The organism is Rummeliibacillus pycnus (assembly GCF_044359855.1).
Taxonomy (GTDB): Bacteria; Bacillota; Bacilli; order Bacillales_A; family Planococcaceae; genus Rummeliibacillus; species Rummeliibacillus pycnus_A.
On the sequence record NZ_CP132291.1, the window covers coordinates 3,755,586 to 3,779,568 of the forward strand.

Sequence of the window (23,983 nt, forward strand, 5' to 3'; positions counted from 1 at the left end):
CGTAGTCGAAAGGGGATTTCAACATGAATCGCGTAGCAGTACTAGGAGCAGGTTCTTGGGGAACATCTTTAGCCATTGTCTTAGCAGAGAATGGCCATGATACTTTACTTTGGTCACATCGTAAAGAACAAGCAAATGAAATAAATATCCAACATACAAATGCAAAATATTTACCAAGCACCATTTTACCGGATAGCTTAAAAGCGACTTCGGATATCGCCGAGGTTGTAGAACATGCGGGAATCATTGTTATGGCAGTTCCAACAAAAGGTATTCGTGAAACTTGCCAAAAAATGTTACAAACATTAAACAAGAAAGTACTTTTTGTTCATGTTTCAAAAGGGATTGAACCCGATTCTTTAATGCGAATTTCAGAAATAATGCGCGAAGAAATTCCTGCAAAATTTATTGAAGATATTGTTGTTTTATCAGGTCCAAGCCATGCAGAAGAAGTAGTTCAACACCATCCAACTACTGTTGCTTCTGCATGTGAAAATATAGCTTCTGCAGAACGAATTCAAGATCTATTCATGAACCAATACTTTCGTGTATATACAAATGAAGATGTAGTCGGAGTAGAAATAGGCGGTGCGTTGAAAAACGTTATTGCACTAGCAGCAGGTGCTGTAGATGGTCTAGGATTCGGTGATAATGCGAAAGCCGCGCTAATTACACGTGGCTTAGCTGAAATTTCACGTTTAGGTGTGAAATTAGGTGCTAATCCTTTAACATTTGCAGGACTAGCTGGTATGGGCGATTTAATCGTTACCTGTACAAGCGTCCATTCTCGTAACTGGAGAGCTGGTAACATGTTAGGGAAGGGTTTATCTTTAGATGAAATTCTTGAGCAAATGGGTATGGTTGTTGAAGGTGTTCGAACAACACAAGCTGCTCATCAACTAGCAGCAAAATATGATGTCTCTATGCCAATTTCGGAAGCATTATATGGAGTGCTATTTGAAGGGAAAGATCCTCATAAAGTTGTAAAAGAACTAATGTTAAGAGAAAAAACACAAGAATTGGATGCTACTTACGAATAAAGAGTCACTTCTTTAAGTGTAGTCTTACTTCCTAAAAATTGAGGATAAAAAGTAGTTGTCACAAAATTGTACGAATATAAAAAGGGTATCCTAGAATTAGCCAATTACTATACTAGTGCTCTATTGTTAATAGAAAACAAGAGATGTACACAAGTCATCTCTTGTTTTTTTATGTTATACTGTCATCTATGAGAAAAGTCCTCGCTGTACATATGAAAGGTGGTTGTACTGTTGAAAGAATTAGTGCTACTAGCAGGCACAGGTATATCGCCAATGGATATGATGTGGGTATCCTTTTATTCCATCGGTTTTTTGCTAATTGCATCAGGGTTGATTTATTTAAGTAGACAAAAAATAAAAAACAGCTTTATAAGTACAATTGTGGCTTTAATAGCCTATGTTTTCCTCATCATTGGATTCCTAACGATGGTGTTTGTAGTAATGACTTTTTAAATCATCAAATAAATGAGGGTAGTAGATGAAAAAAATTAATTTATTATTATTTATATCTCTTATTGCTATATTACTATCGGGCTGTATGTATCCAGATAAAGAAAAAGTGGAAAATCAGATGCCAGATGAGGCACAGCTACTAACTGTTCAAAAGGCAGTAGACCAATTTAGAAAAGATACAAATGGATTATTACCAATCCAGAACCGAGATCAAGATGTAGATCAATATATTAAGTATCCAATCAACTTTGAAAAGCTAACACAAGGGTATATTACAAAAGCGCCAGGTAATTCCTTTGAAAAAGGTGGTATTTATCAATACGTAATCTGGAAAGCAGAAAGTAAAAATCCAGAAGTAAAATTAGTGGATTTACGTGGAGCTGAAATGATACGAGAACTAAATATTAAAAAGGGCGTTAATGGATTTGTACCTATTTCAAAACAAATCAAAGATTATGTCTATCAAATCGATTATAAAAAAATGGGGTACAAACAAGCGCCAACTGTTCCAAGTCCATATTCTAATACTCAATTACCTTTAGTTGTGAAAGGTACCGGTGAAATATGTATCGATTATTCAATTGAATTACAGAGGATTCTTGATGAAGGAAAAGTGAAAGTAAAACAAGGTGAAGATATACGTTACTTACTTTCTGATAAATATCCGATTCTACCAGCCTATTCACTACCATATACTGTGAATGATAAAAATGAAGTGGAGTTTTTATCAAAATCAGATAAGAAATAATTTAACCTACATCAACAGGTAATAAGACCTGATTAATAATCAACTAAAAGAAAAGCAAAAAAGTTTGGAGTTAGATGCCTGTAAAAGCCTGATTGGTTCAACCAGTTAGTAAAACCGGAAATTAAAAACACCAGTATTGCAGAAAGTTTCACTTTATTCTTTAAAAGCGTTTCATGTCGTGTGCATGAAACGCTTTTTTTGCGCATAGGATATAGTGCTGAAAAAAAGGGGGAAGGATTATGTCACAAGAAGTGTACGAGCAAATGGCGACACGTACGAACGGTGATATCTATATCGGTGTTGTAGGGCCGGTTAGAGTCGGAAAATCAACGTTTACAAAGCGTGTAATGGATATTATGGTTTTACCTAATATGCAGGATGAAAAGGAACGCCAAAGAGCACAAGATGAACTTCCACAAAGTTCTCCAGGGCCGGTTATTATGACGACAGAGCCTAAATTTGTACCAGCTAATGGTGCACAAATCTCAGTCGGAGATCAAGATATGCCGTTTAAAATTCGATTTGCAGATTGTGTTGGCTATATTATTGATGGGGTGAAAGGCTATGAGGATGAAAATGGTCCAAAATTGGTACATACCCCATGGCATAATGAACCGATACCATTTCAAGAAGCAGCGAAGATTGGTACAGATAAAATTATTAGAGAACATGCAAATATTGGTGTAGTAATGACAACGGATGGCACAGTAAATGGAATTCCTAGAGACGCTGTTAGTCAAGCTGAACAAGATATTATTGAGCAATTACAGGAAATTGGTAAGCCATTTGTCATTGTTGTAAATAGTAAAATGCCTGCACATGATAATGCAAAAGAACTATGCCGCGAATTACACGAACGATACAACGCACCAGTTATTTCAACTTCAGTTGATCAAATGTCATTGAATGAAGTACGACATATTCTTGAAGAAGCACTCTATGAGTTTCCAATTGCAAAACTAGAAATGGATAAACCAGATTGGTTAGATGTATTAGATGATAGTCACGAATTAAACAAATTAATCAATCAATCTATTGATAATTGGAAGTCTTCAGTGAATAAAATTCGAGATATTGAGCGCTTAACAAAAGAACTTTTACATGAAGATTTCATTGCTTCTGCACAAGTTAAAAGTGTTGATGCAGGCTTAGGTCATGCAGTTATTAGCTTGCAATTAAAGAATGAAATTTTCAAATCTATCTGTGAAGAGTGGTTAGAAGAACCAATCCTAAGTAAGAAAGATTGGTTATTATTTATTAAAGAATCGCAACAAGCGAGAAAATCTTACCAACGATTCCACGAGGCAATTGAGCAAGCACATAAAGATGGATATGGTGTTACATTGCCAACACTTCAAGAATTTGAACCAACTAGACCTGAAATGATTAAACAAAATAATTTCTTTGGGGTTAAAATGGAAGTTAAGGCTCCTTCTTATCATATTTTGCGTATTGATATGGAAGCAGAGTTTGCTCCACTTATTGGCTCAGAGTTTTATAGTCAGCAATTATTAAAAGATTTAACTTATGCATATTTGCATGATCGTGAAAAACTATGGGAAACACAAATATTTGGCACACCATTATTCGAAGTGATGAAGGAAAGTATTGCTTATAAAACGGAGGCAGTACCAAAACACGCAAAAGCAAGAATGCGACAAACAGTTGAGAAAATGGTTAATAAAGGAGACCACGGAATGGTGACCTTTATTTTATAAAAAGAAAATTTAATTTTAAGGTCTATTTACCATAGGTAAATAGACCTTTTTTTGTGCAATAAAGTTTTTATTTGCTTAAAGTTGGTAAAAGGAGTATAAATATTGTTGCACAGCGAAAAGGGTTGTGATAATCTTTTTACATGATTTAGTCCAGACCCTTTGAGAGGAGGTGAATGGTGTGAATAAAACAGAATTAGTTAACTCTGTTGCAGAAACTGCAGATCTTTCAAAAAAAGACGCTTCTAAAGCAGTTGAAGCAGTATTTGAAACTATCCAAGAAGCTCTTGCAAAGGGTGATAAAGTTCAATTAATCGGTTTTGGTAACTTCGAAGTACGTGAACGTGCGGCTCGTAAAGGTCGTAACCCACAAACAGGTAAAGAAATTGAAATCGCTGCAAGCAAAGTACCTGCTTTCAAACCAGGTAAAGCGCTTAAAGATGCTGTAAAATAATACAAGCATCTGTTTTACATAGAGTAGCCAATTTGGCTACTCTTTTTTTATTTTTGCTTTGTTATATGGGATTGTTGATATATTTAAAAGAATTGTTATTGTCTTTTCAGTTTTCGACCGAGTAAGCTTTGGGGAAGATAACTAAGTTTTGCTCGTCTTGAGGTATATTAAAGTAAAATAATAGTAATACATACATATTTTATGAATAAAAATTATAAGGAATTAAAAAATATCATATATCGTGTGAAAATAGTCAAAATCGCACTCAGATTTTGCGAATGCAAGGCTTGTGTGGTACTCTCATTTTGAGACTCTTTATAGATATAATGGGGGATTTATGTTGATTGAAAAAAACTTAGGAAAAATTGACCATTCAACTTCGAATGTGAATTTAGAAAAAATAGAGAATGCAGTAACAATGATCTTAGAGGCAGTTGGAGAAAATCCATTTCGAGAAGGTCTTTTAGATACACCAAAGCGAGTAGCTAAAATGTATGCAGAGATGTTCCAAGGATTACATGAGGACCCAAGACAATATTTCGAAACTGTATTTCATGAAGGTCATGATGAAGTAGTACTAGTAAAAGACATTCCGTTCTTTTCGATGTGCGAACATCATCTAGTACCATTTTATGGTAAAGCGCATATTGCGTATATTCCACAAAATGGTGTGGTTGCAGGGCTTAGTAAATTAGCGCGTACAGTTGAAACTATTTCGCATCGTCCTCAATTACAAGAACGTATAACTGGTACAATTGCAGATACCTTAATGGAAATGCTAAATCCACAAGGAGTTTATATAGTGGTTGAAGCAGAACATATGTGTATGACAATGCGTGGAATTAAAAAGCCAGGGGCTAAAACTGTAACATCTGTAGCGAAAGGTATTTTCGAGAATGATGAAGTAAAACGTTCGGAAATACTATCGTTCATTCAAATGTCTTAAATCTCACGCTTTTTTGTGATATGATGGATGGAGAAAAGTCGAAAAAAGGAGAAACTTCAAATGGCTCAAAATGATTATGTTGTAATTCGTGCAAAAGAAGATGGAGTTCATGTCATTGGTTTAACTCGAGGGAATGATACGAAATTTCACCACTCTGAAAAGTTAGATAATGGCGAAGTTATGATTGCACAATTTACTGAGCACACATCTGCCATGAAAATTCGTGGTAAAGCAGAGATTCAAACAACTATCGGCGTTGTTGAAAGTGATTCAAAAAAATAATATTAAAGATAAATAGTTAAAACAAAATAGACAACAGGAAACGAACTGAATGGAGAAAAGTTTATGAATGCAACTATTATTGAAGAACAAGTATCGCAACTAAAAAATAATATTTTAAAGCAATTGCATCATAGAACGCTCCTTCAATTTACAGGTCAGCCAGTTATTGAAGATGATCAACTGTTATATTTATTGTTACCAAAATTAAATGGTGAACAATGGTCACAACAACTAGATTTTGCAGCGAGCGCAGTAGCAATGATTTATGCTGCTTTACATGGGCATGAACTTATCGATGAACAAGAAGCTACATCGAAAAGTCAACAGCTTACAGTGCTTGGAGGAGACTATTATAGCGGTATGTATTACACAACACTTGCTGCAATCTCAGATATTCAGCTGATTCGTTCTTTATCGGGAGCAGTCGTTAAAATTAGTGAATGTAAGACTGCTGTTTATGAACCAGAAAAACGTAACCTTGAAGAATGGTTTGAAGCTATTCGAGTGATTGAAGCAATGGCTACCCAACAATTTATGAAACGATATGACTTTGACTGCTATATTGAAATTGCAGAACTTGGTTTGGTCTTAGCAAGATTTAAACGGGAAATGAAGCAATGGCAAGAAACGCATCAAAAGACACGTTTTATGAAAATTTTGGAGCAACATGAAGAGTATGTAAGTATGTCTTATGAGCAAATTCTTCAACATCAAATTTCTGATCTTTCATCTAAATTAATTCGAAGTATTAAATCTTCTCCGATTCTACTAGATGAAGTGAAAACAATAATGTTACAGCATATTGAAAGTGATGTCCGAGAACATCAAACGATGAGAGAAGGTTGAGTATTAGTGTCACCACAATCGAAAGAAGAACGTGTACATGAAGTTTTTGAAAACATTTCCGATAGTTACGACAAGATGAACTCTGTCATCAGTTTCCAAATGCATAAAAACTGGCGCAAAGATACGATGAATCATATTGCGGTTAAACCAGGTTCTAAGGCTCTTGATGTTTGCTGTGGAACGGCAGATTGGACTATTGCACTTGCAGAAGCTACAGGGGAAACTGGACATGTAACGGGCCTAGATTTTAGTCAAAATATGTTGAATGTTGGAATTGAAAAAACAAAATCTATAAAACAAATTGAGTTGATACAAGGAAATGCAATGGAATTACCATTTCCTGATAACACTTTTGACTATGTAACAATTGGCTTTGGATTACGAAATGTTCCTGATTATATGCAAGTACTTCGAGAAATGAAACGTGTAGTAAAACCAGGTGGTAAAGTCGTGTGCCTTGAAACTTCACAATCAGAAATTCCGGGCTATCGTCAACTATTTCGTTTCTATTTCCGTTATGTAATGCCATTGTTCGGTAAACTCTTTGCAAAAAGTTATAAAGAATACTCATGGTTACAAGAATCAGCTAATGACTTTCCAGGTATGAAAAAGTTAAAGAAAATGTTTGAAGAAGCTGGTTTACAAAATGTAACTTATAAATCTTATAGCGGTGGAGCTGCTGCTATGCATATGGGCTTTAAAAAAGAAATCTAGTGTGGGAGAAGGTTTATACGCGTGGAAAAGATGAAGTTAAAACTTCTTTATGCTGATTTACAATCAGACATAAGAATCATCGAAAAAGAATTAGAAACAGCGTTGGATTCATCTTCACACTATTTGAAAGATGCCTCTCTCCATTTGCTGAAAGCTGGAGGGAAACGTATTCGTCCAGTCTTTGTTTTGCTAGGTGCAAAATTTGGTCAATACGATATTCATCAAATGAAGAATGTAGCGGTACCGCTAGAGTTAATCCACATGGCTTCTCTTGTACATGATGATGTAATTGATGATTCAGAACTTCGAAGAGGTCGCCCGACAGTTAAATCACAATGGAATAATCGTGTAGCTATGTATACAGGAGATTTTATATTTGCTAAAGCTTTAGAATATATGACCAAAATTGAAACTCAAAAGGCACATGAAATTCTATCAAATACAATGGTCGAAATTTGTCTAGGTGAAATTATTCAAATTGAAGATAAAATGCACTTAGAGCAAAATATTAGAGACTATTTCCGACGTATAAAGCGCAAAACGGCATTATTAATTTCGTCTAGTTGCCATTTAGGTGCTGTTGCTGCTGGAGCAGAAGAGCAGGTTGCAAATCATTTAAAGCGCTTTGGGTATTATGTTGGAATGTCGTTTCAAATTATTGATGATATCCTTGATTTAACTGCAACAGATAAACAACTTGGTAAACCAGCGGGCAGTGATCTTATGCAAGGTAATATCACACTTCCAGTTTTATTAGTAAAAGACGATGCTGATATTCGTCCATTGATTGATAAGGCATTAGAAGGTACGATGAATGAAGACGAAAGACAAGCTTTTTTGAAAAAAATCCGAAAATCAGATGCTATCGAGGAATCTTATCATATTAGTAATCTTTATTTACAAAAAGCTTTGGAAGAAATAGATGCATTACCTAATAACTCTGTTAAAAAATCTCTAAGAGATATTGCTTTATATATGGGGAAACGTAAATTTTAACAGTAAATCTTGAACAATATGTCGTTCAATGATAATATTTTCAAGTAGGGTCTAAACCCTAGATAATCTTAAGGAGTTGTAATTTTACAATGGCTATTCAAAAAACATTTTTAATGGTAAAACCAGACGGTGTTAATCGTCAATTAGTTGGTGACATCGTAGACCGTTTCGAACGTAAAGGTTTCGTACTTAAAGGTGCTAAACTTATGACAATCTCTAAAGAGCTTGCTGAAAAACACTACGCTGAACACGCAGAACGTCCTTTCTTTGGTGAATTAGTAGAATTCATCACATCAGGTCCAGTTTTTGCAATGGTATGGGAAGGCGAAAACGTTATCGCTACTGCACGTCTTATGATGGGCGCTACTAACCCAGCTGAATCTCAACCAGGAACAATTCGTGGTGACTACGCTACAACAGTATCAGAAAACGTAATCCACGGTTCTGACTCATTAGCTTCAGCAGAACGCGAAATTGGTTTATTCTTCAAAGCAGACGAATTACACTAGTTTCTAAAAAACTGTTCATCTTTTGGATGAACAGTTTTTTTATACTATATTTTTTCAATAATCTCTCAATTTATTCTATTTATGAATTATACTCAATTCGGTATAATAGATATAGGACTAAAGAGAGGAAAGAGACTCATATGACTGATTACGAAGAATTTATTACAAATATTAAACGTAAGACTGGCATCGACTTAGCTTTATATAAAGAAGCGCAAATGAAAAGACGATTGACTTCTCTTTATGAAAAAAGAGGGTTCAATAGTTTTAGTGAATTTTTCAAAGGTATTGAAAAAAATCGTGAACTTCTCGATGAATTTTTAGATCGAATGACGATTAATGTATCAGAATTTTATCGAAATGGAAAGCGTTGGGAAGTACTGCAAGATAAAATATTTCCTAGACTTTTACAAAGTAATAAGAGACTAAAAATCTGGAGCGCAGCATGTTCAACTGGTGAGGAGCCTTATTCTTTAGCAATGGTATTATCAAATTATCTGCCTTTATCTCAAATTTCCATTTTGGCAACTGATTTAGATGAAAATGCTATTGCAAAAGCAAAAGCGGGTGTTTATCCAGAACGCTCAATTACAGAAGTTCCTGCTAATATTAAAACAAAGTATTTTGATAAAGAAGGCTCATTTTATAAAGTGAAAGATGAGATTAAGAGAACAGTGACATTCAAGAAGCATAATCTATTAAAGGACGCCTACGATCATCATTATGATTTAATTGTGTGTAGAAATGTGATGATTTATTTCACAGAAGAGGCAAAAGATCAAATCTACCAAAACTTTAGCAATTCTCTTCGTTCAGGTGGAGTGCTATTTGTTGGAAGTACAGAGCAAATTTTTAATCCATCAAGATATTCATTTGATATAGAAGATACATTCTTTTATAAGAAAATGTAAAAACTACATATATTCTATGCAAAACTTCAAAGTCGCTTTTCGAATATTATTTGAGAAAAGCGGTTTTTTTTTAAGGGAACACATCTGTATCAGCTGAAGTGATTACAAGGTACAGGATAATAGATATAAAATATAAATTGAATGATTATTATTAAAATTCCAGTAAACATACTGCTTTTTTACAGTAAAATGTGTTATAGTGAAAAACATATACTTTAACGAGTTGAAGGGAGAAAGTGTTATGCGATATTTAACAGCAGGAGAATCACATGGACCACAACTAACAACCATTATAGAAGGTTTACCAGCTCAGTTACCATTAACTGCTGAGATGATTAATAAAGAATTAAAACGACGTCAAGGAGGTCATGGTAGAGGACGCCGTATGCAAATTGAAACAGATACTGTAGAAATTACTTCTGGTGTTCGTCATGGCAAAACACTTGGCTCTCCAGTTACTTTAGTTGTAAAAAATGATGATTGGACCCATTGGACAAAAATTATGGGAGCAGAACCTCTTCCAGAGGGCGTCAATCCAGATGATATAAAAAGAAAAATTACAAGACCTCGCCCAGGCCATGCAGACTTAGTAGGTGGGATGAAATATGGACATCGTGATTTAAGAAATGTACTTGAACGTTCATCTGCAAGGGAAACAACTGTCCGTGTGGCAGTTGGAGCTGTAGCAAAAGCATTATTAAATGAACTTGGAATCCGTATTGTATCTCACGTAACAGAAATTGGTGGGATTATTGCAGATCGACAAACAACTGTTGGTAAATCCGCAAATGAGATCCGTGAAATTATCGAAGAGGATCCATGTTATTGTGCAGATCCTGAAGCTTCCGCGAAGATGGTTGAGGCCATTGACGCTACGAAAAAAGCAGGTGACTCAATTGGTGGTATTGTAGAAGTAATTGTAGAAGGCATACCTGCTGGAATTGGATCATATGTACAGTATGATCGCAAACTAGATGCCAAATTAGCAGCAGCCATGTTAAGTATTAATGCTTTTAAAGGCGTTGAATTTGGTCTAGGGTTCGATATGGCACACTTAAAGGGTAGTGAAGTTCACGATGAAATAATTTGGTCAGAAGAAAATGGCTATACACGTCGCACCAATCGCCTTGGAGGACTTGAAGGTGGGATGTCTACAGGAATGCCAATTGTTGTACGTGGAGTTATGAAACCAATCCCTACATTATATAAACCACTACAAAGTGTAGATATTGATACCAAAGAACCCTTCAAAGCAAGTGTAGAACGTTCAGATAGCTGTGCTGTTCCTGCAGCTTCAGTCGTTGCTGAACATGTAATTGCATTTGAAACTGCAAAAGCAATCGTTGAACAATTCCACAGTGATCAAATATCACAACTAAAAGCACAAATTGAAGCCATGAAGCAATATACGAAGGAGTTTTAAAAATGAATATTCCTGTTAAAGCACAATCACATGCTTATGAAGTACAAATTGGCAGTGGTAACTTAACTAAAGCCATTCAATCATTGGAAGAAACAATTGCAAAAGCAGATTGTCTAATTGTTTTTACGGATGAACATATATGGCAAATTCATAAAGAAAAGTTCACAAATGATTTTCCATATCCATTTGAAGTTTTTGTTTTACCAGGTGGGGAAGCGTGTAAAACTTTCGACAATTACTTTGCTGCTCAATCTTTTTTACTAGAACAAAAATGTACACGTAAATCATTCCTATTTGCTTTTGGTGGTGGAGCTGTAGGTGATTTAACAGGATTCGTGGCTGCAACATTTATGAGAGGTGTACCATTCATACAAATACCAACGACCATACTTGCTCATGATAGTGCGGTAGGTGGTAAAACAGCTATAAACCATCCATTAGGAAAAAATATGATTGGAGCTTTTTATCAACCGAAAAGTGTCATTTTTGATATTGATTTTCTTGAGAGTTTACCAGAGCGTGAGGTTCGATCTGGAATGTCTGAAGTTATAAAACATGCTTTAATTTCAGACGAAAAATGGTTACATCAATTAATGGGCTTCAGGTCTATTCTTGGTTTATCCAAAGAACAATTAGAGAAAAATCTAGAACAAGGTATTCGTGTGAAGGCTAATATTGTGGAACAAGATGAGGAAGAGCATTCTGTTCGTAAATATTTGAATTTTGGTCATACATATGGTCATGCGATGGAGGCAGCATCTGGTTTTGGGAAATTAGCTCACGGTGAGGCTGTGATGATTGGAATGGTGTATGCTTTACTACTTAGCGAACGCTATGGTGAGGTAACACGTAAGTTTACAAAGGAATTTTTACAATTTGCATTGAGAAATGGTTATCCATTTGACGCAGTAGCAAAATTCACCTTCGAAGAACTACTAGTTTTTTTGATGAAAGATAAAAAGGCAGAATATGGCGAATTACAATTTGTCCTATTACAAAAGATTGGTCAACCATTTGTGCAAAAAATTTCGCAAGATGAATGTCGTGAAATTGATCTTCTTTTAAGAGAGTTGGTAGAGGAGGTAGCTTATGATTAGAGGCATAAGAGGTGCCATTACAATTGAGCATGATGATGCAGATCTTGTTTTACAAGATACAACCAAATTAATGCAAAGTATTATTGCAGCAAATCAAATTAATCCAGAAGATGTTGCTTCAGTTGTTATATCTACAACACCAGATATTGTCTCTGCATTTCCTGCAAAGGCAGTTCGTACATTACCTAATTGGGATTATGTACCTGTTATGTGCATGCATGAGATGAATGTACCTGGGGCATTACCATTATGTATTCGAGCATTAGTACATGTAAATACGGAAGTTACACAAAAGGATATTCAACATATTTATTTAAATGATGCTGTTAAATTACGACCAGACTTAACAAAATAACCAAGTTGAGAAAGAGGAGATGGTTTTATGAAATGGAAAGACCAAATTAATGGTATGCAAGCTTATCAACCAGGTAAATCAATTGATGAGGTCAAAAAAGAGTTCGGCTTAGATGAAATTGTCAAATTAGCTTCAAATGAAAATCCTTTTGGTTGTTCTCCAAAAGTACATGAGTTTATCGCAAAAGAATCCATTAACTTCGCCCTCTATCCAGATGGGTATGCTACTGATATGCGAGCAGCGGTTGCAAAGCATCTTGGAGTTTCAGGAGATGAACTAATCTTCGGAAATGGCTCAGATGAATTAATTAGCATTATTTCTCGTGCTCTATTACATCCTGGTGTAAATACAGTTATGGGGAATCCAACCTTTTCTCAATATGCATTAAATGCGAGAATTGAAGGTGCAGAAATTCGTGAGGTACCGTTAAACGATGGTAACCATAATTTAGATGCCATGCTCAAAGCAATTGACGAAAATACGGCAGTAGTTTGGGTATGTAGTCCAAATAATCCAACAGGTGTTGTGATTGAAGATGTAAGATTAAAAGCATTTTTAGATCAAGTTCCTAAAAATGTATTAGTAGTATTAGATGAAGCTTATTTTGAATATGTCACAAATGATAATCACAAAGATACTATTTCATATATTCATGATTATTCAAACATCATTATTTTAAGAACTTTTTCTAAAGCTTACGGATTAGCTGCATTCCGTGTCGGTTATGGAGCTGCAAACAAAGATATAATTGCGAAAATGGATCCAGTCCGTGGACCGTTTAATAATACAGTACTAAGCCAAGCTGTTATTCAAGTTGCTTTACAAGATCAAGAATATATTGAAAAATGTCGCGTCGAAAATACAAAGGGCAAAAAGCAAATTGAAACTTATTGTGATGAACATGGCTTACACTACTATCCAACAGATACGAATTTTATTTTAATTGAAGTAAAAGCTGACAGTGATGTTATATTCAAAAAATTAATGCAACGTGGTTTTATCATTAGAAGCGGTAATGCTCTTGGAACACCAGGCTATATTCGAATCACAATTGGCACACAAACACAAAATGAAGGCTTACTAACACAATTAACAGCAATCTTAGAAGAAGAAGGCGTTATTGCTTGAAGCATACAGTCCTTGTCGTAGGGCTCGGCTTAATAGGCGGTTCAATCGCACTAGCTCTTCAAAAATCACCGAATGTTCGAGTGATTGGTTATGATGCAAATGATAATACCCTTCAAAGTGCTAAAGTGTTAGGTGTAGTGCAAGATGTGACGAAACAACCAGAGGTCGCAGTAAAAAATGTAGACATCCTACTTTTTGCGACACCTGTTAACGCCACGATTGAGTGGATGGAGAAAATGAAAACTTGGGATGTTCCCGAGAATTTGATAGTTACCGATACAGGAAGTACAAAATCACTGATTATGCAAAAGGCAGTAGAGTTAAAACAATTAGGTATTACATTTATTGGAGGACATCCAATGGCAGGCTCCCATAAAAGTGGAGTACTTGCTGCAAAGCCATACCTTTTTGAAAATGCTTATTATATGTTGACACCACATGAAGATGAGGACGATAGTAGAGTTCAGCAGTTAAAAGAGGTACTACAATATACGAGAGCAAAGCTTATGACGGTTTTAGCGGATACACATGATCAAATGACGTCTGTAGTGAGTCATTTTCCACATATTGTTGCAGCTTCTTTAGTTCATCAGCTGGCTCAAGAAAGTGAAGGTAATACCTTAACTAAGATGCTAGCGGCAGGTGGTTTTAGGGATATAACAAGAGTAGCTTCATCGAATCCGATATTATGGCGAGATATTACGCTTCAAAATCGTAAGCAAATCACAAATCAACTTGCTAACTGGCAACAGGAAATGTATAGAGTTCAAACACTTTTGGAAAGTGGGGACGATGTACAAATTGAATCTTTTTTTGCAGAAGCAAAGAGTTTCAGAGACGATCTTCCTGTTACAGCACAGGGTGCACTTTATTCGACATATGATTTATATATTGATGTACCTGACTATCCTGGTAGTATTGCTGAAATTACAGCATATTTAGCAGATGAGCGTATTAGTATCACGAATATCCGAATTGTAGAAACACGAGAAGATGTATTTGGTATATTAGTAGTTAGTTTTCAAAATACAGAAGACAGAGAAAAAGCGGCTGCTTGTATCGAGAGACGCAGTCCATATGAGGTATATATTTCATAAAGGTAGGTGCGTTGAATTTGGCAGAGGTGAACTTAATTTATAATAAGCCTTCATTAAAAGGCGAAATTACAGTACCAGGGGATAAATCTATTTCTCACCGTTCCATTATGTTTGGCAGTATTGCTGAAGGACGTACAACAGTAAGTGGTTTTTTACTAGGTGATGATTGTTTAAGTACGATTGATTGCTTTAAAAAATTAGGTGTTGAAATTGAGCTAAATGGAACAGATATAGTGATCAATAGTAAGGGGATGGACAACTGGAAAGAACCTGTCGATATTTTGTATACGGGTAATTCTGGTACAACGACTCGATTAATGTTAGGGCTACTAGCAGGATCTACTATTCATTCCATTTTAAACGGTGATGCTTCTATTGGAAAAAGACCAATGAAACGCGTTATTGCCCCCCTTCGAGACATGGGGGCAAAAATAACAGGAAGAATGGATGGGCAATATACACCTTTAGCTATCAAGGGTAGTCCATTAAAAGCAATTGAATATACGATGCCAGTTGCTAGTGCACAAGTTAAATCTGCAATATTGCTTGCTGGTTTAAATGCAGTGGGAACAACAGTCATTCACGAAAAAGATATTTCACGTGATCATACAGAAAGAATGCTTCGTCAATTCGGAGCAGAAATAAACGTAGAAAATGGTACCGTTTCCTATAAAGGTGGTCAAAAATTACATGCGACACATGTAAATGTACCAGGCGATATTTCTTCAGCAGCATTCTTTTTAGTAGCAGGTGCAACAGCAGAAAATAGTGAAATTACTTTACACAATGTTGGTCTCAACCATACACGTACTGGAATTATTGATGTCCTGAACGTAATGGGAGCTAATATGGATATAATAGTGGATGATGAAAATGCTGCTGAACCTACTGGTACGATTACTATTCGAACATCTGAATTAGTGGGAACAACGATTGATGGAGAATTAATCCCTCGATTAATCGATGAAATCCCCATTATTGCTTTACTTGCTACAAAGGCAAAAGGGACAACCATTATACGAGATGCATCTGAATTAAAAGTAAAAGAAACTGACCGTATTACTGCAGTAGTAGAAGAGTTGAAAAAATTAGGTGCGAATATAGAAGCAACAGAAGACGGTATGATAATCCATGGAGTAGAAGAACTTCACGGTGCGTCACTCAAAACATATGGAGATCATCGAATTGGTATGATGGGTGCCATAGCTTCCTTATTAACAGATGGAGCTGTTCAATTAGATGATGCAGATTGCATCGCAGTATCGTATCCAACATTCTTTGAAGATTTAATAAGAATAATTTAATAGATTCATTTGCATGGAGCTCTCCTATATTAGGAGAGTTTTTCCTTGTGTATAAAGCCTCAGTCATGTAGCATAATGTTAAAAGCGAAGGGCGCCAGTCATTAAGTGGAGATAGCATAAGTTCGCCATATACTGGCAACTGCGATCTGACCCACATCAAGTGGGCAACTGACAGGTAAAAGTTCTCAACACGAAGAGGCATTTTTTGGCCTCATAGGGTTGAGGTTATATTACCCCGAGAGGCTGGAGTCAAAAGCTGGATAAGTTAAAAGCGGAACGTACAGGTATCCGGTATAAATAGAAGAATCAGGTGACAAAATGGATATACAGAAAAAAATGATTGATGCTATTCAACAAGGTGATTTAGAAGGCATTCAAAATCTTCTTGAAGATTTTAAAATTCAGGTAGACCCTGATATGCAATATGAAGTAGTAGGTTTCTTTATGAATTTTGGCTTTTTAGATGAAGCGGATGAATTATTAGAACACTTACAATATTTATTTCCAGATGAAGCACAACTTAAAATTGATAGAGCAACACTTTTGATGGAGCGAGAGCAAGAGGATGAGGCATTAAACTTATTTATGTCCATTAGCCCAGATGCACCAGAATATCCGCAAGTTCTATTAGCTTTAGCAGACTACTATCAAATGCAAGGGTTATATGAAGTTTCTGAACAACGTATAAATGAAGCATTAGATTTATTACCAGATGAACCATTATTACATTTCTCAAAAGCAGAATTATTAATGGAAATGGGACGTTTTACGGAAGCTGCTCGCAAATATCATGAATTATACGAAGCGCAAACAGAGATCGCAGGTGTTCGTTTAGTTGAACGTTTAGCAGAAGTACATCGTGCTGGTGCTGCTTTTGAAGAAGCGCTAACCTTTTATAAAAAAGCGCTTGAAGATAATACATCTCCTGATTTACTATTTGGAGCTGCATATTCTGCGTTTCAGTCACAAATGTATGAAACTGCAATACACTATGCTGAAGATTTAAAAACATTAGACCCGGATTATTTCTCTGCTTATTTATTATTAGCTCAAAGTTATGCAATGCTTGAAAATAATAAAAAGGCATTTGAAATAATTAGAGAGGGATTAACTCGTGATGAATATGATAAAGAATTGTATTTATTCGCAGGGAAAATGGCTCTAAAAAATAGTTTACCTAAAGAAGCAGAAGAATATTTGCGCCAAGCAATTGCATTAGATAGTGAGTATATGGAGGCAATTATTACGCTTGTGTCAATTTTATCTAAGGAAGAAAGAGACGAAGAAATTATTGAGTTGATTGAACATCTAGAACAAGAAAGCTTTGACTGGTCTACTTTATCAGCTTTTGCAGCCGTCTCATATGATCGATTAGAAAATTATGAACGTGCATACGATTTTTATCAATTAGCATATAATGACCATAAGGAAGATCCATTGTTCCTTGAAAAGTATGCTTATTTCTTAATTGAAGATGGTAAACGTGAAGAGGCACAGGCAGTAGTCAATCAGTTGATCGCATTGCAACCAGATGAACCGACTTGGCAAGACCTTTTACAAACTTTTGAATGAGAGGAGGCTCATACAAAATGACCGCATCCGTTTCTGTCTTGGACAAAAAAGAATTTGTCCGCTGGTTTTTAAAAAAGTACCAAATGAAACGACGTGAGTGTGTATGGATTTTAAATTATCTGCTTGGTCATGATGAATTATTAGAACATATTCATTTTGTTGAAGAAGCACATTACTGCCCACGAGCAATGGTCATGTCAACAACGGATTCATCGGGCATACCATTTCGCTTCTATCGAGGTAACATTATGACAGCAGATGCGGAAAAATCCTTCCATGATTTGAGGCTTCACCCAGATGAGGAAATGTTCATACAATTAAATTTTCCAAAAGTGCCACCGAGTCGTGAGTACTTAACGGTATTAGAGGAAAATCCTTATATGCCAAACTATTTACAAATTAGCGAATCAGATCGTCAACTAGCAGAGGAAATTTTAAAAGATAGTATGAAAACATTTCAAGAAGAAGCCATTTTAAAACAAATCGATGAAGCACTAGATCAAAATGACAAAGAGAAGTTTTATAAGTTGTCTGCATTATTAAATGTTATAAAAAATGTGGAAAAATAAAAACTTCATCCATCATTGGATGAAGTTTTACTTTTAGGAGGAATTTTAATGTTTTGGACAAGTAAAGATATTGATTCATTTTTAAAGCAAAAAGAGTTTATTGACACGGCTATTGTTCCGTTAGTTATTTTAGAAGGTTCAGATTTAGGTATAAAACAGAGTGCTTCTGGGGCAGAATTCTTAATGTCAATAACTAATTTCATTGAGCAACAATTCAAAGGACGTATTGTTTTAACATCTCCAATTACATATACCAAGTCTATGTCAAGAAAAGATATAATCATTGCCATCCATGATGAATTAATTGCTGCTGGTTTTAAATATGTTTTCTTTGTAACGTCAGACCATGAATGGAATCAAATTGTGCCAAATTACGACGTCATATGGTTACCGTCTATTCCATTAGGTGATATGGATCAGAAGATTAGACAATCAGTACTAAGTGATCAGTTAAGACAAGTCATACCAATGCTATCTTCAAAATGGTCAGAACAGTAGCATTTTTCTTTCAACAAATGTTCACAAATGAACATAAAACAGTTAATTGCGTTATTGACCTAACATTTTAGTTGATATATCATAGATATGTCCTAGTTTTACTATTTTGTATAAGTTTGGTCCATTGGACTTACCTGAAGTTAGAGGGGGGAAAAGGATGAGTAACAATCGTGTCACAAGACGTCAATTTTTGAACTACACATTAACAGGTGTTGGTGGTTTCATGGCAGCTGGTATGTTAATGCCAATGGCTCGCTTTGCAGTTGACCCAATTCTACAAAAGAAACCAGGGGGCGACTTTATACTAACAGATAAAAAAGTTACAGAACTTTCTGAAACTCCTGTAAAAGTAGATTTTACATTTGAACAAGTTGACGCTTGGTACAAATCAGATGTTACAAACACAGCGTGGGTTTATAAAAATGGCGATGAAATTATCGCACTTTCACCTGTATGTAAACATTTAGGCTGTACAGTTAACTGGAATGGTGCTCCAGAATTTAAAGACCAATTCTATTGCCCATGTCACGGAGGTCGTTATGAAAAAACTGGTAAAAACATTCCGGGTACACCGCCTCTTGGTCCGTTAGACGAGTTTGAAGTAAAGGAAAAAGACGGTCTATTAATGATCGGAAAAACAAGAGCAAACACTCTAGTATAATTGTAAGGGGGTACGAAAACAGTGCTTAATAAAATCTATGATTGGGTCGATGAGCGTCTTGATATTACACCAATATGGCGTGATATTGCCGACCATGAAGTTCCAGAGCACGTAAACCCTGCACATCATTTCTCTGCATTCGTATATTGTTTCGGGGGTTTAACGTTCTTTGTTACTGTTATTCAAATCTTATCTGGTATGTTCTTAACAATGTACTATGTACCCGATATTCAAAATGCATGGAAATCTGTTTACTACCTTCAAAATGAGGTAGCATTCGGTGAAATCGTGCGTGGTATGCACCACTGGGGCGCTTCCCTCGTAATTGTTATGATGTTCCTTCATACATTACGTGTATTCTTTACAGGTTCTTATAAAAAACCTCGTGAATTAAACTGGATTGTTGGGGTTCTAATCTTCTGCGTAATGTTAGGCCTTGGCTTTACAGGTTACCTACTTCCTTGGGACATGAAAGCATTATTTGCTACAAAAGTAGGTATTCAAATCGCAGCGTCAGTTCCATTTATTGGTGAGGCAATTAAAATATTGTTAGCTGGTGATGCTAATATCATTGGTGCAGAAACATTAACGAGATTCTTTGCGATTCATGTATTCTTCTTACCAGCTTGCTTACTTGCGTTGCTTGCTGCACACTTTGTCATGATTCGTAGACAAGGGATATCTGGCCCATTGTAGAACATACAATTTCGCCACTAATATTTCCTTAAGGAGGGGACAAAATGCATAAAGGAAAAGGAATGAAATTCGTAGGAGATACGCGTGTTCCAAAAAAGGATAACAAAAACGTATATCCACCAGATTATTCCGAATATCCTGGCAAAACGGAACCATTCTGGCCAGACTTCTTATTAAAAGAATGGATGGTTGGTGCGGTTTTCTTAGTTGGTTATTTAATTTTAACAGTTGCTCATCCATCTCCATTAGAGGGACAAGCAGATCCAACAAACACAGGTTATATTCCAATGCCGGACTGGTATTTCTTATTCTTATATCAATTACTTAAATATGAATATGCTTCAGGCCCTTACAATACGATTGGTGCAATTGTTGTTCCAGCTATTGCAGTTGGTGCATTAATGTTAGCGCCATTCTTAGATAGAGGTCCAGAACGTAGACCACTTAAACGCCCGCTGCCAGTAGCATTTATGTTATTAGCACTTGCTTCTATGGTTTACTTAACTTGGGAATCAGTAGTAAATCACGACTGGGCTGCTGCTAAAAAACAAGGTCAAATTGTTAAAGCAGTTGAAATTAACCAAGAAGATCCAGGATACAAAGTATATGCTAAACAATCTTGTATCAACTGTCATGGTGATAAACTTCAAGGTGGAGCAGGTCCTAATTTAACCAATACAGGTTTGGCTCCAGAAGAAATCGCTAAAATTGCTCATGAAGGTATACGTACTATGCCTGCTGGTCAATACAAAGGATCAGACGAAGATCTTCAAAAATTAGCAAAATTCATTTCTAGTTTAAAAGCAGAATAATTGTTAGAAAGAAGAGTCAGGAGACTGGCTCTTTTTTCTATGCATATACATAGACGTACAATACTAAAAAAGGTTATAACATATTTAATAAAATTTTTTTAAAAGGGGTCAATGATGAATAAATTATTCATTTTTATTTGGAACATATTATCAAATAAGACTTTTCTTTGGATGTTGTTGATAGTTAACATTTTAGGTACAATTGGAGGATATATTTGGTATGGTGGACAATTATCTATAACAGAACCAATCTTTTATATTTTTGTACCAGATAGTCCAACAGCAACTTTGTTTTTCTCTATTGCACTGATAGGATGGATATTCGATAAAAACTGGCGGTTAATAGAAGCGTTAGCACTGATTACATTGGTGAAGTATGGACTTTGGGCAGTGGTGATGAATATATTAGCATTATTAGAAATGGGTTCAATTGGTTATCTTGGCTGGATGCTTGTTATTTCTCATTTCGCAATGGCTGTACAAGCAATATTATATATTCCAATGTATGATATTAAAATTACTCATGTAGGTATTGCAGCAATTTGGACGTTGCATAATGATGTGATTGACTATGTTTTTGGTCAAATGCCTATTTACAGTATGCTTGCTCAGTATATGGCGGAAATTGGTTATTTCACATTTTGGTTATCCATTGCTTGTATTACACTAGCATATTTTGTTTCACAGAAACGGTTTTCGTTTGCGAGTAAAAATAATTACCTTTAAAATAAAATTATCTAGTAATAGGAGGATGATATAATTGTCAATAGCAATGTATATCGTATATTTTCTTGTATTAATGTTGTTACCACTATATGCTCAGCGTAAAGTGATGAAAACGTATCAACGTTATGCAGAAGTTCGTTCCACGTCTGGCATGACAGGTGCAGAAGTAGCTAGAACCATTTTGGACAATAATGGATTAAGTAATGTTCGTGTTGTAGAAACTCCAGGAGTTTTATCCGATCATTATGATCCAACAAGCAAAACAGTAGCACTATCTTCAGATAATTATCACAACGCTTCAGTGGCTGGTACAGCGGTTGCAGCGCATGAATGTGGACACGCAATTCAACATAAGGAAGCCTATGCTTTCTTAACATTTCGTTCAAAACTAGTACCTGCAGCGAACATTTCTTCAAATGTTTCTTGGATTTTCATAATGATAGGTATGCTTAGTTCATCAATGCGATCATTAATGCTTGTTGGTATAATACTACTTGCAATAGGTGTACTTTTCCAAATAGTAACGTTACCAGTGGAATTTGACGCATCAAAACGAGCTCTTAACCAAGTCGTTAGTTTAGGTATCATTCGCAATGAAGAAGAACCACATGCTAGAAAAGTATTAAGCGCAGCAGCCTTAACATATGTAGCAGCGGCAGCAACAGCTATTATGGAATTGTTACGTTTGTTGTTAATTTATACAGGTATGAATAACAGAGATGAATAGAAATATCTAAAAGCATTTATGGTTAGTTTGTTCTAATCATAAATGTTTTTTTAGTTTTTTTTGTTTTCGAAAAAAGAAAAAGTGTACATAGTGCAGAAAATAATTAAAAATTTCGGAAAATTATTAACAATTCGATCGGGATATGATATGCTATAAAAAATGATAATACTGCCTAACCTGTTAGAATGCATTACAGGCTATCTAAATCGCAGGTATCAGCCAGTTCCAAAAAGTGTAGCTTTATGCTGCTTTTTTGAGCTGGCTTTTATTATGCAGAAAATCATTTTAGTATCTGGTAATTAGCAAATCATAAGGGGGAATTATTTTGAATACGAAAGAGTTAGTGAAATGGGATCAACAACATTTTATTCATCCAACTACATCAATTCAAGAACAGCAAGCAAAAGGTGCAAAGGTTATTTTTGAAAAAGGTCAAGGAATCTATTTAACTTCTACAGAAGGTAAAGAATATATTGATGCTATGTCATCATTATGGAATGTCAATATTGGACATGGCCGTAAAGAACTTGGAGAAGCAGCAAAAGAACAAATGGAACAATTAGCATACAGTTCATGTTTTTCTACATTTAGTAATGAACCAGCAATATTATTAACGAAGAAAATTGCAGAACTTGCACCACCTAGCTTAAATGCAGTCTTCCTAACATCTGGTGGCTCTGAGTCAAATGATACTGCGATTAAGCTAATCCGTCATTATTGGAGGATTTTAGGGAAACCGGAAAAAAATAAAATTGTAGCAATGAATCGAGGCTATCATGGAGTATCTGCTGGAGCAACGAGTGCAACAGGTATTCCTGAATTTTGGGATATGGCTGGTGTTACAATGAATGGTTTTGTACATGCCAAATCACCGTATGAAATTGGAACAGCTGCATCTATCCAGTCTATTCGTGAAACAATTGAAAACGAAGGTCCAGAAACAATTGCAGCATTTATGACCGAGCCAATTCAGGGGGCAGGTGGTGTTTTAATTCCACCAGACGATTTCTTAATCGAAGTACGTAAGTTATGTGATGAATATGGAATTTTAATGCATGTCGATGAAGTAATTACAGGTTTTGGACGAACAGGTAAGATGTTTGCAGTAGAGCATTATGGGGTTGAACCTGATTTACTTGCATTCGCAAAAGGCGTAACAAGTGGATATTTCCCATTAGGTGGTGTACTTGTAAAAGATAATGTCCATGAAGTATTAAAAGAAAAATCTGTTGGCACATTATTCCATGGGTTTACTTATAGTGGACATCCTACAGGTGCCGCAGTAGCACTTAAGAATATTGAAATTATGGAGCAAGAAGAACTTGTTGAAAATTCAGCATTAATGGGAGACCGTTTACTAAAGGGATTCCAAGAAATTAAAGCTTCATCTTCAATTGTTGGAGATGTACGTGCAAAAGGCTTGTTAGGAGCTATTGAATTTGTCAAAGATCCAGTAACAAATGAACGTTTTGCAAAGGAGTTAGGGGTAGCTCCACGTATTGTTGCAGCATTGCATGAAAAAGGTGTTATCTGTCGTGCAGTAACCTATGAACAAACAGACATTTTATGCTTCTCTCCACCGCTAATTATTACTGGTGAAGAAGTAGATAAAATGATTGCTATTGTTAAAGAAGTTGTACTAGAAATACAACAACAGTTAACTCAAAAAGTAGCAACAAAATAAGAAATAAGTTCTTTCAACAA

Annotated in this window: 27 protein-coding genes; all 27 read left to right on the forward strand. The window is 35.6% G+C overall.

The genetic code is table 11. The features are described 5' to 3' along the window. The first annotated feature begins 23 nt into the window (after window positions 1-23). The 27 genes from Q8X41_RS18220 (at window position 24) to Q8X41_RS18350 (ending at window position 23,963) form a co-directional block, all read left to right on the forward strand. Window positions 24-1,040 carry an NAD(P)H-dependent glycerol-3-phosphate dehydrogenase gene (locus Q8X41_RS18220; protein WP_397537657.1) on the forward strand — a complete coding sequence of 339 codons (1,017 nt, stop codon included), beginning with the start codon at window positions 24-26 and terminating at the stop codon, window positions 1,038-1,040. Window positions 1,041-1,271: 231 nt separating this feature from the next. Beyond that, complete coding sequence (locus Q8X41_RS18225) at window positions 1,272-1,493, forward strand: DUF2768 domain-containing protein (protein WP_397537658.1); 222 nt, start codon at window positions 1,272-1,274, stop codon at window positions 1,491-1,493. A gap of 25 nt (window positions 1,494-1,518) precedes the next feature. Beyond that, a complete protein-coding gene (locus Q8X41_RS18230) occupies window positions 1,519-2,241 on the forward strand; it encodes a hypothetical protein (protein ID WP_397537659.1) in 723 nt (240 codons plus the stop codon). 239 nt (window positions 2,242-2,480) lie between these two features. Beyond that, entirely contained in the window at window positions 2,481-3,959 is a 1,479-nt protein-coding gene (gene spoIVA, locus Q8X41_RS18235) for a stage IV sporulation protein A (protein WP_397537660.1), read from the forward strand. Between the two features lie 178 nt (window positions 3,960-4,137). Next, window positions 4,138-4,410 carry an HU family DNA-binding protein gene (locus tag Q8X41_RS18240; protein WP_397537661.1) on the forward strand — a complete coding sequence of 91 codons (273 nt, stop codon included), beginning with the start codon at window positions 4,138-4,140 and terminating at the stop codon, window positions 4,408-4,410. A 343-nt stretch (window positions 4,411-4,753) separates the two neighbouring features. Beyond that, entirely contained in the window at window positions 4,754-5,356 is a 603-nt protein-coding gene (gene folE, locus Q8X41_RS18245) for a GTP cyclohydrolase I FolE (protein ID WP_397540304.1), read from the forward strand. A 60-nt stretch (window positions 5,357-5,416) separates the two neighbouring features. Then, on the forward strand, window positions 5,417-5,638 hold the full coding sequence (gene mtrB / locus Q8X41_RS18250) for a trp RNA-binding attenuation protein MtrB (RefSeq protein ID WP_397537662.1): 222 nt from the start codon (window positions 5,417-5,419) through the stop codon (window positions 5,636-5,638). Window positions 5,639-5,701: 63 nt separating this feature from the next. After that, window positions 5,702-6,484 carry a heptaprenyl diphosphate synthase component 1 gene (locus tag Q8X41_RS18255; protein ID WP_397537663.1) on the forward strand — a complete coding sequence of 261 codons (783 nt, stop codon included), beginning with the start codon at window positions 5,702-5,704 and terminating at the stop codon, window positions 6,482-6,484. Between the two features lie 6 nt (window positions 6,485-6,490). Continuing rightward, on the forward strand, window positions 6,491-7,198 hold the full coding sequence (locus tag Q8X41_RS18260) for a demethylmenaquinone methyltransferase (RefSeq protein ID WP_397537664.1): 708 nt from the start codon (window positions 6,491-6,493) through the stop codon (window positions 7,196-7,198). A gap of 21 nt (window positions 7,199-7,219) precedes the next feature. Further along, window positions 7,220-8,194: a heptaprenyl diphosphate synthase component II gene (hepT, locus tag Q8X41_RS18265; protein ID WP_397537665.1), complete on the forward strand. Its 975-nt coding sequence runs from the start codon at window positions 7,220-7,222 to the stop codon at window positions 8,192-8,194. A gap of 89 nt (window positions 8,195-8,283) precedes the next feature. After that, a complete protein-coding gene (gene ndk, locus Q8X41_RS18270; protein WP_397537666.1) occupies window positions 8,284-8,703 on the forward strand; it encodes a nucleoside-diphosphate kinase in 420 nt (139 codons plus the stop codon). A gap of 140 nt (window positions 8,704-8,843) precedes the next feature. Continuing rightward, complete coding sequence (locus Q8X41_RS18275; protein WP_397537667.1) at window positions 8,844-9,614, forward strand: CheR family methyltransferase; 771 nt, start codon at window positions 8,844-8,846, stop codon at window positions 9,612-9,614. A gap of 241 nt (window positions 9,615-9,855) precedes the next feature. After that, a complete protein-coding gene (aroC, locus tag Q8X41_RS18280) occupies window positions 9,856-11,037 on the forward strand; it encodes a chorismate synthase (RefSeq protein WP_397537668.1) in 1,182 nt (393 codons plus the stop codon). 2 nt (window positions 11,038-11,039) lie between these two features. Next, complete coding sequence (aroB, locus tag Q8X41_RS18285; RefSeq protein WP_397537669.1) at window positions 11,040-12,134, forward strand: 3-dehydroquinate synthase; 1,095 nt, start codon at window positions 11,040-11,042, stop codon at window positions 12,132-12,134. Further along, window positions 12,127-12,489, forward strand: coding sequence for a chorismate mutase (aroH, locus tag Q8X41_RS18290; protein WP_397537670.1), 363 nt, complete (start codon window positions 12,127-12,129; stop codon window positions 12,487-12,489). Before aroB ends, aroH begins: the two co-directional genes overlap by 8 nt. A 27-nt stretch (window positions 12,490-12,516) precedes the next feature. Further along, on the forward strand, window positions 12,517-13,617 hold the full coding sequence (hisC, locus tag Q8X41_RS18295) for a histidinol-phosphate transaminase (RefSeq protein WP_397537671.1): 1,101 nt from the start codon (window positions 12,517-12,519) through the stop codon (window positions 13,615-13,617). Continuing rightward, window positions 13,614-14,714 carry a prephenate dehydrogenase gene (locus Q8X41_RS18300; protein WP_397537672.1) on the forward strand — a complete coding sequence of 367 codons (1,101 nt, stop codon included), beginning with the start codon at window positions 13,614-13,616 and terminating at the stop codon, window positions 14,712-14,714. Before hisC ends, Q8X41_RS18300 begins: the two co-directional genes overlap by 4 nt. Before the next feature lie 17 nt (window positions 14,715-14,731). Continuing rightward, window positions 14,732-16,018, forward strand: coding sequence for a 3-phosphoshikimate 1-carboxyvinyltransferase (gene aroA, locus Q8X41_RS18305; RefSeq protein ID WP_397537673.1), 1,287 nt, complete (start codon window positions 14,732-14,734; stop codon window positions 16,016-16,018). A gap of 318 nt (window positions 16,019-16,336) precedes the next feature. Then, on the forward strand, window positions 16,337-17,590 hold the full coding sequence (locus Q8X41_RS18310; RefSeq protein ID WP_397537674.1) for a tetratricopeptide repeat protein: 1,254 nt from the start codon (window positions 16,337-16,339) through the stop codon (window positions 17,588-17,590). A gap of 17 nt (window positions 17,591-17,607) precedes the next feature. After that, window positions 17,608-18,159, forward strand: coding sequence for a ReoY family proteolytic degradation factor (locus tag Q8X41_RS18315; protein WP_397537675.1), 552 nt, complete (start codon window positions 17,608-17,610; stop codon window positions 18,157-18,159). A gap of 48 nt (window positions 18,160-18,207) precedes the next feature. Next, a complete protein-coding gene (locus Q8X41_RS18320; RefSeq protein WP_397537676.1) occupies window positions 18,208-18,657 on the forward strand; it encodes a DUF2487 family protein in 450 nt (149 codons plus the stop codon). 157 nt (window positions 18,658-18,814) lie between these two features. Next, a complete protein-coding gene (locus Q8X41_RS18325; protein WP_397537677.1) occupies window positions 18,815-19,318 on the forward strand; it encodes a ubiquinol-cytochrome c reductase iron-sulfur subunit in 504 nt (167 codons plus the stop codon). A 21-nt stretch (window positions 19,319-19,339) separates the two neighbouring features. Then, window positions 19,340-20,014: a menaquinol-cytochrome c reductase cytochrome b subunit gene (qcrB, locus tag Q8X41_RS18330; protein ID WP_397537678.1), complete on the forward strand. Its 675-nt coding sequence runs from the start codon at window positions 19,340-19,342 to the stop codon at window positions 20,012-20,014. Window positions 20,015-20,058: 44 nt separating this feature from the next. After that, entirely contained in the window at window positions 20,059-20,826 is a 768-nt protein-coding gene (locus Q8X41_RS18335) for a c-type cytochrome (protein WP_397537679.1), read from the forward strand. Between the two features lie 114 nt (window positions 20,827-20,940). After that, entirely contained in the window at window positions 20,941-21,552 is a 612-nt protein-coding gene (locus Q8X41_RS18340; protein ID WP_397537680.1) for a DUF1405 domain-containing protein, read from the forward strand. Window positions 21,553-21,586: 34 nt separating this feature from the next. Beyond that, a complete protein-coding gene (locus Q8X41_RS18345; protein ID WP_397537681.1) occupies window positions 21,587-22,279 on the forward strand; it encodes a zinc metallopeptidase in 693 nt (230 codons plus the stop codon). A 325-nt stretch (window positions 22,280-22,604) separates the two neighbouring features. After that, window positions 22,605-23,963 (forward strand): aspartate aminotransferase family protein, encoded by a 1,359-nt coding sequence (locus Q8X41_RS18350; protein ID WP_397537682.1) that lies wholly within the window; start codon window positions 22,605-22,607, stop codon window positions 23,961-23,963. Window positions 23,964-23,983: the final 20 nt, after the last annotated feature.

Bases quoted from the DNA above. Each gene is read 5' to 3' on its own strand.
- Q8X41_RS18220 (WP_397537657.1), top strand. From the start codon at position 24: ATGAATCGCGTAGCAGTACTAGGAGCAGGTTCTTGGGGAACATCTTTA.
- Q8X41_RS18230 (WP_397537659.1), top strand. From the start codon at position 1,519: ATGAAAAAAATTAATTTATTATTATTTATATCTCTTATTGCTATATTA.
- spoIVA (WP_397537660.1), top strand. From the start codon at position 2,481: ATGTCACAAGAAGTGTACGAGCAAATGGCGACACGTACGAACGGTGAT.
- mtrB (WP_397537662.1), top strand. From the start codon at position 5,417: ATGGCTCAAAATGATTATGTTGTAATTCGTGCAAAAGAAGATGGAGTT.
- Q8X41_RS18255 (WP_397537663.1), top strand. From the start codon at position 5,702: ATGAATGCAACTATTATTGAAGAACAAGTATCGCAACTAAAAAATAAT.
- ndk (WP_397537666.1), top strand. From the start codon at position 8,284: ATGGCTATTCAAAAAACATTTTTAATGGTAAAACCAGACGGTGTTAAT.
- Q8X41_RS18275 (WP_397537667.1), top strand. From the start codon at position 8,844: ATGACTGATTACGAAGAATTTATTACAAATATTAAACGTAAGACTGGC.
- aroC (WP_397537668.1), top strand. From the start codon at position 9,856: ATGCGATATTTAACAGCAGGAGAATCACATGGACCACAACTAACAACC.
- aroB (WP_397537669.1), top strand. From the start codon at position 11,040: ATGAATATTCCTGTTAAAGCACAATCACATGCTTATGAAGTACAAATT.
- aroH (WP_397537670.1), top strand. From the start codon at position 12,127: ATGATTAGAGGCATAAGAGGTGCCATTACAATTGAGCATGATGATGCA.
- hisC (WP_397537671.1), top strand. From the start codon at position 12,517: ATGAAATGGAAAGACCAAATTAATGGTATGCAAGCTTATCAACCAGGT.
- Q8X41_RS18310 (WP_397537674.1), top strand. From the start codon at position 16,337: ATGGATATACAGAAAAAAATGATTGATGCTATTCAACAAGGTGATTTA.
- Q8X41_RS18315 (WP_397537675.1), top strand. From the start codon at position 17,608: ATGACCGCATCCGTTTCTGTCTTGGACAAAAAAGAATTTGTCCGCTGG.
- Q8X41_RS18320 (WP_397537676.1), top strand. From the start codon at position 18,208: ATGTTTTGGACAAGTAAAGATATTGATTCATTTTTAAAGCAAAAAGAG.
- Q8X41_RS18325 (WP_397537677.1), top strand. From the start codon at position 18,815: ATGAGTAACAATCGTGTCACAAGACGTCAATTTTTGAACTACACATTA.
- Q8X41_RS18335 (WP_397537679.1), top strand. From the start codon at position 20,059: ATGCATAAAGGAAAAGGAATGAAATTCGTAGGAGATACGCGTGTTCCA.
- Q8X41_RS18340 (WP_397537680.1), top strand. From the start codon at position 20,941: ATGAATAAATTATTCATTTTTATTTGGAACATATTATCAAATAAGACT.